Raw genomic sequence first — 11,657 nt, forward strand, 5'->3', positions numbered from 1 at the left:
AAAACATACTCACCTCACTAATTGATGCTTTAATTGGCATAAAAACGCACTTATTTTGAATTTTTTCTACTGGACTGACCAATTATAGTCAATTGTCATATATAATCGCGGCTGTTTTTTCTACTAGTAGTGAATTATGTTTTTAACACCTTATTTCTCAACTCAAGATAATGCTTTCGAATTTACTCGCCAGCAAGCAAGTCATTTTGCTAAAAAAGTCGCTGGTGATTTCAACCCTATCCACGATGAAGACAACAAACGTTTTTGTGTGCCGGGTGATCTTCTCTTCGCTGTGTTGTTACAGCAAGAAGGCATCAGCCAAAAAATGAGTTTTCGCTTCTCTGGCATGGTAAGTGAAGGAATTGCGCTTAAAGTAGAAGAAAAAGGTGAGCATGACAGCGCATTAGTCGATACTAATGGTAAAGAATATTTGTTGATGCATCACGAAGGTGAAGTAAGCCAGAATCAAGAATTTATCGAACACGTTGTCACTAACTACGTCCAATTCTCAGGGATGAACTTCCCTCACATCATGGTTCCTCTTATGGAAGAGAAACAAATGATGATAAATGCCCAACGCCCATTAGTCATTTATGAAAGCATGGATATTGAATTTTCTCGTTTAGACCTTTCTCATCCTGAAGTCTCCTTTACTGGAGCAACCTTTGATATCTCAGGTAAACGTGGCGTCGTCACACTCAACTTCGATTTTAAAGAAGATGGCCTCGTGGTTGGAAAAGGCGTGAAGAAAATGGTCGCAAGTGGCTTAAAACCTTATGAACAAAATGATGTGGATGATTTAGTTACTCGATTTAATCAACGCAAAGACGCATTTTTAGCCGCACATTAATAAATAAGAATAAGAATAAAGAGAAAGCCGAAAGTACCGCACTTTCGGCTTTTTTTATGGAGCCCATAATGGATAGATGTGGTGATGCCAAACAATAATCAAGCAATAACTAGAATTATGATTAGTATTGAGTTAAAGATGAATTTCAGATAGATCTACTCAATTATCGTTTTTCATTACATTTTTCTTGCATAATATGTGCCGCTGTTTAGTATATCCGCCTAGTGATAATTAATGCAGAATGGAAGCATGAGTATTCAAGTCAACGCAATCAATAAATTTTATGGATCAAACCAAGTTCTACATAATGTGAACTTCATATGTGAAGCAGGTGACACTTTGGTACTGCTTGGCCCAAGTGGTGCAGGTAAGAGTTCATTGCTTCGGGTTTTAAATTTATTAGAAGTACCGGATAGCGGTCAGCTTACCATTTCAAACGAATCTTTTGACTTTTCCAACCCTATTTCTGAAAAGAAAGGTCTTGCTCTGCGTAAAAAAGTTGGCATGGTTTTTCAACAATATAACCTTTGGCCTCACATGAGTGTCCTCGATAACTTAATTGAAGCTCCGATTAAAGTGGCTGGTATGTCCAAAGCTGAAGCCAAAGAGGAAGCATTAAAGATTCTCACAACATTACAACTTGCGGATAAAGTCGATGCGTGGCCTTTACAGCTATCTGGCGGTCAACAACAACGCGTCGCAATTGCTCGAGCGTTAATGATGAAGCCAGATGTCTTATTATTTGATGAACCGACCGCAGCTCTTGATCCAGAAATCACCTCACAAATCGTTACCATCATAAAAGAATTAAGCAAAACAGGTATCACTCAAGTGATCGTCACTCATGAAGTCGATTTTGCGAAAAAGATAGCTAGCCACCTACTCTACTTGGAAAAAGGTCATGTCGTTGAGTATGGAGATAACTCCAGCTTCACCCATCCTAAATCTAAGGCTTTTGCTGATTATTTAAACCATTAATAAATTCTAATTACTTAATATTATTTTGAGTTGATCTTGTTATATTTTGAGAAAAATTGACTCTCTATGCAATCAACCACTTAACAATAAAATCACAGATATAGATGGAGTTATACAATGAAAAAAATTCTACTTGCTAGTTTGATTGGCCTTGCTTCTACTCATGCCTTTGCGCAAGAAGAAATTAAATTCGCGACAGAAGCCACCTACGCACCGTTTGAATACATGGATGATAACAACCAAATCCAAGGTTTTGATATCGATCTAGCTAATGCATTGTGTGACGAGATGAAAGCAAAATGTACCTTTCAAAACCAAGCATTTGATAGCTTAATCCCTGCGTTAAAATTCAAACGTTATGATGCAGCTATTTCTGCTATGGACATTACCGAAGCTCGCTTAGAACAAGTTAACTTCACCAATGCTTATTACGATAACTCAGCAGCATTTGTTTCTGTGAAAGGCAAAATCGCCGATCAAGCCGCATTAAAAGGTAAACGTGTTGGTGTTCAAAATGGCTCAACTCATCAAAGTTTCCTAGTCGATCAAATGTCTGATGTCGTGTCAGTACCTTATGCAAGCTACCAAGATGCATTTATTGATATGCAAAATGGCCGTATTGACAGTGTATTTGGAGACACTGCGGTTGTTGCTGAATGGTTTAAAAAAGATGACAAACTGGCTTATGTTGGCGAATCCGTTACGAATAAAGATTACTTCGGCAATGGCTTTGGTATTGCTGTAAATAAAAATAACCAAGCTTTAGTCGACCAATTCAATGCAGCATTGGAAAAAGTAAAAGAAAATGGTCAATACAAAGTAATTTTTGATAAGTACTTCGGCACAAAATAATTAAGTGGTAACAATTCAGTGATGCTTTCAGGTTACTCTCTAGCGTTAATTCAAGCGAGCTGGCTTACGATTGAGCTGGCTTTTAGCAGCCTCGCTGTAGGCTTAGTTTTAGCGATGATATTAGCAAGTGGCGAAATGTCGCGCTTTAAGTTAATTTCATGGCCAACGACAACGTTGGTGACCATCATTAGAGGGTTACCTGAACTGCTTGTGATCTTATTCATTTTTTTTGGTTCAGGACAAATCTTATTTTACATCACAGGTGAGTATGTAGAAATAAGCCCCTTCCTTTCTGGCGTCATTGCTTTATCTCTTATTTTTGCTTCTTACGCGGCACAAACATTACGTGGTGCATTAAAGGCAGTACCTAAAGGTCAAAGTGAAGCAGCGAGCGCTTTAGGTTTAAGTAAAACTCGGATTTTTATTCGAATCGTTTTACCTCAAGCGGTTCGTCATGCTCTGCCCGGTTTAACCAATCAATGGCTCGTATTATTAAAAGATACGGCGTTAGTATCATTAATTGGTGTAACGGATCTTTTAAAACAAGCACAACTTACTTCAGCCGCAACCCATCAAAGTTTCACATGGTATGCGACTGCTGCTGCGGTTTACCTTGTAATAACATTAATCACCCAACGTGTTGTCGCAGTGATAAACAAAAAATATCAGCTACAAGAAAACAGCATATCTCCACAAAAGAAGAGCAATAAGAAAAACATCATTGAGGTCAAACTATGAACGAACAGCATATTTGGCAATTACTCAATGGTTTACAAACCAGCCTTGAACTCACTGCTGCCGCTTTGCTGGTGGGTTGCAGTTTATCGCTATTAATGACAGTAAGCCTCATAGTAAGGATTCCCATCGTACATTGGCTAAGCCGGTTAGTGATAACCTTGTTTACTGGCACGCCATTACTTGTTCAAATATTTTTGATTTATTATGGACCAGGTCAATTTGAGTGGATCCGCCATAGCCTCGCGTGGAATTGGTTAAGCCAGCCTTGGTTTTGCGCGATGTTAGCTCTTGCACTCAATACCGCAGCTTACAGTACTCAGTTATTTAAAGGAGCATTTGACGCCATTCCATCAGGTCAATGGCAAGCTTGTCGTGCATTAGGCATGAATACGAGAACAACCTTATCTGTCCTGCTACCTTATGCAATACGTCGTGCGATTCCCGCCTATTCCAATGAAGTCATTTTAGTATTTAAAGGCACCTCTCTAGCAAGCACCATTACCATTATGGATTTAATGGGTTATGCGCAACGAATTAACGCACAAACCTACGACACATTAACGGTATTTGGGGTTGCTGGGGCATTTTACTTAATCGTAAATGGTACTTTAACGCTGATCTTTAGACAGATAGAAAAGAAAGTCTTAGCGTTTGAATCAAGCAGTCACTAGATTTTATCAGTCATTATTCTCAATAACTGAAGCCGAATACTCATAACGAAAAAGCCCAATTCAATTGAACTGGGCTTTATTATTTCTAAGGCTAGACGATTTCCTAGTCTTTCTCATTACATCGTCAGGATAACTTATTGAACCATGGTCAGTAACGCTTGTAATGGATGTTTTGGTTTCACCCCTTCAAAACGTTTGACTTGGCTACGGCATGAATAGCCCGTGGCAAGACAATACTCTTTATCCAATTGATTGATATTGGGTTGCCAACTTAACTGATAAATCCCTTGTGACATCTCGAACTTATCCGCTTCATGGCCAAATGTTCCCGCCATACCACAGCAACCTACCGGAATCGTATTTAAGGTTGCGCCAAAATGGGCAAAGATCTGCCCCCATTCTTTTTCTGAATTAGGCAGCTTAGTTTTTTCCGTACAGTGTGAGAATAAATTCCACGCTTTATCTGATGCCACGGCGGTAAACTTAAAGTGATTTAAGTTAGGTTGCAGCCATTCATGTACGCTGAGTACTTTAAAATCTCCGACTTTATCACCTAATACTTCGCGGTATTCATCTCGATAGCAAAGAACCGTCGCGGGATCGACACCCACCATGGGAATATTCAGCTCCACCAAACTATTCAAAAATTCAGCAGTTGAACTCGCCGTATGTGCAAATTGCTTTAAGAAACCTTTCACATGCTGCGCTTTACCATTTGGCTTAAATGGCAGCACAACCGGCTTTTTGCCTAATTTCACCGCTAATTCAACAAAATCAGCAACCACATCGGCGTCATAAAAACTGGTAAATGGGTCTTGTACAACCAACAGATATTCTTGACGTTGATCATCGGATAAAGATTGCAGTTGAGATAAACTAAAACGGCTATCCCACTCGCTTTCTGCTAATGCCTTTTTGAGGGTTGGAATAGATAATAATGGCGTATCAATATAACCAATGCTGCGTTTCGTTAGGTCTTGTACCCACTGCATCCCAAGCATACCGTTGACGACTTTTGGCATACTGGCCATCACAGGCAATAGTGTTTCGATATTGCCAACGAGATAATCTTTTACTGGGCGCTGATAACGGGTGTAATACACATTCAAAAAACGCGAACGGAACGAAGGGACATCAACATTAATTGGGCATTGACTGGCACACGCTTTACACGCTAAACAACCGTTCAATGCTTCAAACACTTCATGTGAAAAGTCATAGTCACTTTTCTTTTTCATACTGTGTCGAACGCGATCGATCATCGCTTTAATCGAACTACTGCCGGTTAAGGCTTGTTGTTCTAAATCCAGAATATCGACACCATTCGCCGTTAACTGACGTAACCATTCGCGCACCAGGCCAGCTCGACCTTTCGGTGAATGTCTGCGATCTGCTGTGATCTTCATTGAAGGACACATTGGCGAGTTTACATCGTAGTTAAAGCATAAGCCGTTACCATTACATTCCATCGCTTGTTTAAAGCTATCACGCACCGTGATCGGAATTTGGCGGTCAAAGGTAGCACGCTTGGCATCCGACACTTTCACCAATTCATCTTGGCTATCTAGTGGCGTACAAATCTTACCCGGGTTCATCTTATTTAAGGGATCAAATGCGGCTTTGATTCGGCGAAGTTGTAAAAACAATTCCTCACCAAAAAATTCAGGCCCGTATTCAGAACGATAACCTTTGCCATGTTCTCCCCACATTAAACCGCCATATTTCGCGACAAGCTTAACCACTTCATCCGACACTTGATGCATCAGTTGTTCTTGTTCAGGATCGCATAAGTCCAATGCCGGTCTTACGTGTAGCACGCCAGCATCAACATGACCGAACATGCCATAATTGAGTGATTTACTGTCTAACAGCTCACGAAACTCAACGATAAAATCGGCTAAATTTTCAGGAGGCACACAAGTATCTTCTGCGAAAGCGATCGGTTTAGCTCGGCCTTTCGCCCCACCTAGTAAACCCACCGCTTTTTTGCGCATATTGTATATTTTGTTAATGCTGGCGAGATCATTACACACTTGGAAACCAATGATTCCGCCTTCTTCCGTTTCCAATTTCACTTCAAGTTGAGTCACTAGATCATTCACTAATGAAGCGACTTCACTTTCATTTTGACCGGCAAACTCAATAATATTGATGCCTTGCATGTCTTTGCCTTCGACATCGGTCAACAAGTCGCTTACGGTATGCCAAACAATGTCTTTCTTGGCTAAATTTAAAACTTTAGAATCGACCGTTTCAACCGATAAGGCTTGCGCTTCGACCATTAAAGGGGCACTGCGCAGCGCAGAATCAAATGAATTGTATTTCACGTTTACTAAGGTTCTGGCTTTCGGTATCGGGGTTAAATTCAGTTTCGCTTCGGTAATAAAAGCAAGCGATCCTTCAGCGCCACACAATACTCGTGCTAAATCGAATTCACCGTTTTCATTCTGCTCAAAATTCAGTGCATTTTTTAGATCATACCCCGTTAGAAAGCGGTTCAATGGTGGGAATTTTTCTTCAATTGCTGTGCGATTTTCACGGCAAACACGCTCGGCTTCCATTAATGCTCTATTGGCGACAGTGCCTAATGTAGGAGTGTCTTGAGACCCATCGGTTTCATACATTGAACCATCAGAAAATACCGCCTGTAATGATAAAACGTGATCCGAGGTTTTGCCGTATTTTAACGAACCTTGACCGGAAGCATCGGTATTGACCATGCCCCCTATTGTTGCTCGATTACTGGTCGATAAATCGGGAGAAAAGAAATAACCATAAGGACGTACGGCATCATTGAGTTGATCTTTGACGACCCCTGATTGAACACGTACCCAACCTTCACTTTCATTCACTTCAAGGACTTTATTCATGTGGCGAGACATATCTACCACAATGCCTTTGGTTAACGACTGTCCGTTCGTGCCAGTACCGCCACCACGAGGTGAAAAAGTGACACTGTCATATTTATCTTGAGCGCCAATTCTGCCAATCAATTGAACGTCTTGATTATGTTTAGGCAATACCACCGCTTGCGGTAATTGTTGATAAACGCTGTTGTCGGTTGCGACCGCTAAACGGCTTGCGTAGGTTTGCTCGATATCACCACTAAAGCCAGCTTGTGATAGTTCAGAAAGATAAGCCTCAACGAGTGGATCAACATCAAATCGTTGATTCAATAATGGAAGTGTATTAGATGTTGTTTTAGGTGTACCGCTATTTGATAACATTGCGCCTCATGCCCCTGCTTCGCTGATCCCTTCAGCTTGGGATGTTGATACTAAATAAAGTTTGATTACCGTCACTTTACAACATTTGTCATCAGGTTAGGAATAGAAAGTTAACGTTTGCGTCGAATCAATAGAGTACGATAAAAATTGTCCCTAAAGTTTGAGGGTTGTTCTTTCTAACAGACACGAAAAACGGTAGAATACGCGGCTCATTTATTCGCCTTTAAGATAGTTAGAAGATTAATGGATAAACAAAAAGCCCTTAAAAAAATAGCCAAATGTTTAGAGCTAGGTAATTCAGCGAATGTGAATGAAGCCGCTCAAGCAATTAGAATGGCTCATCGTCTAATGCTGAAGTATGGCTTAGATAAGGACGATATTGATTTCATTAAATTGGGTAAAACTCAATCTAGCCATCTTCTTCCAGCCAATATTAGCTCCAACCTATTGCGTATTATTCGTGGTATTAATACTCGTTTTGGTGTTGAAGCCGTGTTACTCAACCATAAAGGTTTAAAGCGTGTTGAGTTTATCGGTGAAGCGGATCGTGCAATTTTTGCGGCCTTTGCATTTGATATTGTGTACCGTGAAATGAATGAGCAAACGGGTCAATTCCGCAACAGCTTTTCAGGTTCTGGCACCACGAGCGCAGAAGTCACTCGTCGCGTAAATTCATTTTTATCCGGATGGATTGAAGGCGCACTAGAAAAACTGCCGTTGATTGCCCCCGATGATGACTCTGCTCAAAAAATTAATAACTACATTGATAAAGAGTTTGAAAATATCGACCGTGAAACCTTTAAACAACAACTGCGTGAAGCCATGAAAAACTTTACAGCAGACTATGAAGTTGGCTTAAAGAAAGGGCGACGCATTTCAGTGAACCGCCCTATTGATGGCGCTGAAGAGAAAAAACGCATTAGTTAAGAATTGTTCTTTTTTGATTTTATATTCAAAAATGCGATCAAGATTTTAGCAATCGTTTACTTAAATTTAATTATTTAGATATGTGACCAAATACACATTTCGCTCATCAATAATATTCGAAAGTGTCACTTTTGTTGGCTACACTTCCTGTCGTTACCACAATGTGGTTTAAATATTTTAAAAGAAGTACAGGAAGTTAATAATGGAAAGCGCACGAGGAACATGTGATTGGTGTAAGCAATTTGTAGGCGAGCTAGTCAAATTAGAATATATCGATGGTGTTAGTCACAATGCCTGTCCTCAATGCCATGATTTTGCCCGCATTGATGTTCGACAGTTTAATATCGCAGAACAAGCATTAAGAGATAAGCAATCAAAATTAAATTAAGTTCATTGAACTAATGTACAACATAGTAAAATCATCAGAGTTAAAATTAATAAAAAGGTAATCACAAAAAAAGGCACTCAATTGAGCGCCTTTTTGGTTTCTGCTTTAGTGAAAACTAAAACAATAATGCTAGCAAGTTATGCGTTTTCAGCTTTTTCACAGCCAATGAAACGATAAGCAAGGGCACCTAGAATTGCACCAATGATTGGAGCAACCCAGAACAGCCAAAGTTGAGCCGTCGCCCAGTCACCCACAAAAACCGCAACTGCAGTACTACGCGCTGGGTTAACCGAAGTGTTAGTTACAGGAATAGAGATCAAGTGAATCAGAGTTAAACACAGGCCAATTGCGATTGGAGCGAAACCTGCAGGAGCTCGTTTATCTGTTGCACCTAAAATCACGATTAAGAACATCATTGTCATAACAATTTCAGTGACAAGAGCAGAAACCATAGAGTAACCACCTGGTGAATGCTCGCCATAACCGTTAGAAGCAAAACCAGCTGCAAGATCAAAACCAGCTTGACCAGAAGCGATGACATATAAAACACCACCAGCAATAATACCACCGGCAACCTGTGCAATAATGTATGGAAGAAGTTGATTAGCAGGAAAACGACCGCCAGCCCATAAGCCGATAGAAACTGCTGGGTTTAAATGACAACCAGAAATATGACCAATAGCATAAGCCATCGTTAACACAGTAAGACCAAACGCAAGTGAAACACCAACAAAACCGATCCCTAAATCTGGAAAGCCTGCTGCTAACACTGCACTACCACAACCACCAAGTACCAACCAAAACGTACCAAAACATTCTGCTAAATATTTGTTCATCTTTTTATCCCCATGAATTAATTGTCCAAATAACAATAGTTTGTATTTGAACAGTACGCATAATTAAAAACACAAAAAAATAGGCCATCAAAAAACAGTAAAACAAAGTCTCTTGCTTACTGATAGATAACCTATTGCTTACAATTCAATTAATTTCTTAATTTTGAAAGGCTTATAACGGGTGCATATTACATTACTTTTTTTAAACCACAAATAAAAAGAGAGTTTAATCACAATTAATAATAATTTGCTTAATAAATGACTTGATCTATTCTCAATCAAACACTACTGTATATGCATACAGTATGGATATATGGACAGTTCGTTATGCTTATTAATAATGCCGCTTTACCTCATCATTCACACGCTTCTCTTGCTTCAAACGACGATACGTTTTCTGCAAGTAGCCCGCTATTCTCTCGCCTGTCGATGTTATCTAAGCGACCTCGCTGGTTACTATTTACTGCTGAAGCGACACTACCAACCATACCCGAGCTCGTTGCGTTCGGTATCGATGCCAGTAAGGTAGTAAAAATAAAAGCTTCTCTTTCAATGACTGAAAAAGACATCATTTTAAAAGCAATCAGTGCTAAAAATGCTAGTGCAATCGTATCAAGCGATAATTTTAGTTGTGAAGATAAAGCTAGTTTGATCTTAAAAGCCAAAGAAGTAGGCTGTGAAATCTTTTTCATGGATCAAAGTATCCGCCAAACTTTAATTCGTAATTTGCACTGAAGTAGGTAGTCACACCATTGATTATCTAGAAACAGACAACTTGATGGTATTTGATGGCAAACGTTTGCTTTTTCACTGGAAGCAATAACCCGTGTTCTGTTATTATGCCGCTTTCTGGTATGTAACCTTCATACCTGTTTTTTAAGCCTAGCCTCAAATAGGAATATGGAAATGAGCATTGCTAACCAAGTTCTAGCCGTGAATGATGACCTTCCCATCCGTACTAACAAACCTGTCCATAGTGGAAAAGTACGCTCTGTGTATTGGTTAACAGAGGAAGACAGCCGTCGCCTTATTAAACAAAAAGGTTACGATGTTGCTGAAGATGCACCATTAGCAATCATGGTCATTAGTGATCGAATCTCTGCATTTGATTGTATTTGGCACGGTGAAGGTGGTTTAAAAGGCGTACCTGGTAAAGGTGCTGCATTGAATGCTATCTCAAACCATTGGTTCCAATTGTTTAAAGATAATCACCTTGCAGATAGCCATATTCTGGATATCCCACACCCTTTTGTGTGGATTGTTCAAAAAGCTAAACCAGTAATGATCGAAGCAATATGTCGCCAATATATCACCGGTTCAATGTGGCGAGCTTATGAAAAAGGTGAGCGTAATTTCTGTGGCATCGCGCTTCCTGAAGGGTTAGGCAAAGATAAGATTTTACCAGAACTGCTTATAACACCATCTACAAAAGGTATCCTCAAAGGCATTCCAAATGTCCCAGAAGCGGATGATGTCAACGTATCACGCAATGACATTGAAGCTAATTTCCAAGCCTTTAATTTTTCAAGCGCAAAAGATATTCCACATTATGAAAAATTGCTGAAAGAAGGTTTTAAAGTCATCAGCGACGCTCTAGATAGCGTTGATCAAATTTTTGTCGATACCAAGTTTGAATTTGGCTATGTAAATGATGCTGCAGGTAATGAGAAACTGATCTACATGGATGAAGTTGGCACGCCCGATTCTTCTCGTATTTGGGATAAAAAAGAATATCAAGCAGGTAATATCGTGGAAAACTCAAAAGAAGGATTTCGTCAATTCTTGCTTAATTACTTCCCTGATCCAGATATTCTTTTAAATAAAAATCGCATGGATGAGCGTTTTGCTCTAGCGAAAGAAAACACGTTGCCTCAAGAAGAGATCATGAAAATCTCTCAAACCTACTTATCGATTGCAGAAAAAATCACAGGGAAGAAAATTGTATTAAGTGATGATCCTAAACAGGAAATCATAGATATCTTGAAAAAAGATTACGACTTAATCGTTTAGCTGACCTGCTTTTTCATAGAAAAAGCCAGATAATATCTGGCTTTTTCTATTTTTATCAGATAAAAATCACAGTACACTGAAGTTATTATTATATAATGACCCATACTAATTGAAGCCAATAACAAACACTAAACGCGTTGTTCTCATTTACCTTATGGAATCGATAGTCAATAAATCGAA

General features: G+C 39.5%; 11 protein-coding genes. 9 read left to right on the forward strand and 2 right to left on the reverse strand.

What is annotated here, in order from left to right; translation table 11 throughout:
- Positions 1-136 precede the first annotated feature (136 nt).
- From A1QC_RS10745 to artM, 5 genes are all read left to right on the forward strand, one after another.
- Entirely contained in the window at positions 137-850 is a 714-nt protein-coding gene (locus tag A1QC_RS10745; protein WP_017025041.1) for a DUF3581 domain-containing protein, read from the forward strand.
- Between the two features lie 249 nt (positions 851-1,099).
- Positions 1,100-1,828, forward strand: coding sequence for an arginine ABC transporter ATP-binding protein ArtP (artP, locus tag A1QC_RS10750; RefSeq protein ID WP_017025042.1), 729 nt, complete (start codon positions 1,100-1,102; stop codon positions 1,826-1,828).
- 117 nt (positions 1,829-1,945) lie between these two features.
- Complete coding sequence (locus A1QC_RS10755) at positions 1,946-2,680, forward strand: lysine/arginine/ornithine ABC transporter substrate-binding protein (RefSeq protein WP_017025043.1); 735 nt, start codon at positions 1,946-1,948, stop codon at positions 2,678-2,680.
- Positions 2,681-2,698: 18 nt separating this feature from the next.
- Positions 2,699-3,418 carry an arginine ABC transporter permease ArtQ gene (gene artQ, locus A1QC_RS10760; protein ID WP_026025807.1) on the forward strand — a complete coding sequence of 240 codons (720 nt, stop codon included), beginning with the start codon at positions 2,699-2,701 and terminating at the stop codon, positions 3,416-3,418.
- Positions 3,415-4,089 (forward strand): arginine ABC transporter permease ArtM, encoded by a 675-nt coding sequence (gene artM, locus A1QC_RS10765; protein ID WP_017025045.1) that lies wholly within the window; start codon positions 3,415-3,417, stop codon positions 4,087-4,089. The genes artQ and artM overlap by 4 nt, the downstream gene beginning before the upstream one ends.
- A 134-nt stretch (positions 4,090-4,223) precedes the next feature.
- Here the strand turns inward: artM and ydiJ are convergent, their stop codons facing one another.
- Positions 4,224-7,316 carry a D-2-hydroxyglutarate dehydrogenase YdiJ gene (gene ydiJ / locus A1QC_RS10770; protein WP_017025046.1) on the reverse strand — a complete coding sequence of 1,031 codons (3,093 nt, stop codon included), beginning with the start codon at positions 7,314-7,316 and terminating at the stop codon, positions 4,224-4,226.
- A 243-nt stretch (positions 7,317-7,559) separates the two neighbouring features.
- On the opposite strand from ydiJ, the gene A1QC_RS10775 reads away from it, so the two are divergent.
- Both A1QC_RS10775 and A1QC_RS10780 read left to right on the forward strand, forming a co-directional pair.
- On the forward strand, positions 7,560-8,243 hold the full coding sequence (locus tag A1QC_RS10775) for a DUF2786 domain-containing protein (protein WP_017025047.1): 684 nt from the start codon (positions 7,560-7,562) through the stop codon (positions 8,241-8,243).
- Between the two features lie 202 nt (positions 8,244-8,445).
- Positions 8,446-8,631, forward strand: a complete 186-nt coding sequence (locus A1QC_RS10780) for a hypothetical protein (RefSeq protein ID WP_017025048.1) — start codon at positions 8,446-8,448, stop codon at positions 8,629-8,631.
- A 137-nt stretch (positions 8,632-8,768) separates the two neighbouring features.
- Here A1QC_RS10780 and aqpZ read toward each other — a convergent pair whose 3' ends face one another.
- The gene (gene aqpZ / locus A1QC_RS10785) at positions 8,769-9,467 is read right to left on the reverse strand and encodes an aquaporin Z (RefSeq protein ID WP_017025049.1); all 699 of its coding nucleotides are present in this window, start codon (positions 9,465-9,467) and stop codon (positions 8,769-8,771) included.
- A 327-nt stretch (positions 9,468-9,794) separates the two neighbouring features.
- Here aqpZ and A1QC_RS10790 point away from each other — a divergent pair, with 327 nt between their 5' ends.
- Positions 9,795-10,202, forward strand: a complete 408-nt coding sequence (locus tag A1QC_RS10790; RefSeq protein WP_017025050.1) for a hypothetical protein — start codon at positions 9,795-9,797, stop codon at positions 10,200-10,202.
- A gap of 171 nt (positions 10,203-10,373) precedes the next feature.
- On the forward strand, positions 10,374-11,477 hold the full coding sequence (locus A1QC_RS10795; protein ID WP_017025051.1) for a phosphoribosylaminoimidazolesuccinocarboxamide synthase: 1,104 nt from the start codon (positions 10,374-10,376) through the stop codon (positions 11,475-11,477).
- Positions 11,478-11,657 lie beyond the last annotated feature (180 nt).

Origin of the sequence: Vibrio rumoiensis 1S-45, from assembly GCF_000286955.2 — a bacterium.
Classification (GTDB): domain Bacteria; phylum Pseudomonadota; class Gammaproteobacteria; order Enterobacterales; family Vibrionaceae; genus Vibrio; species Vibrio rumoiensis_A.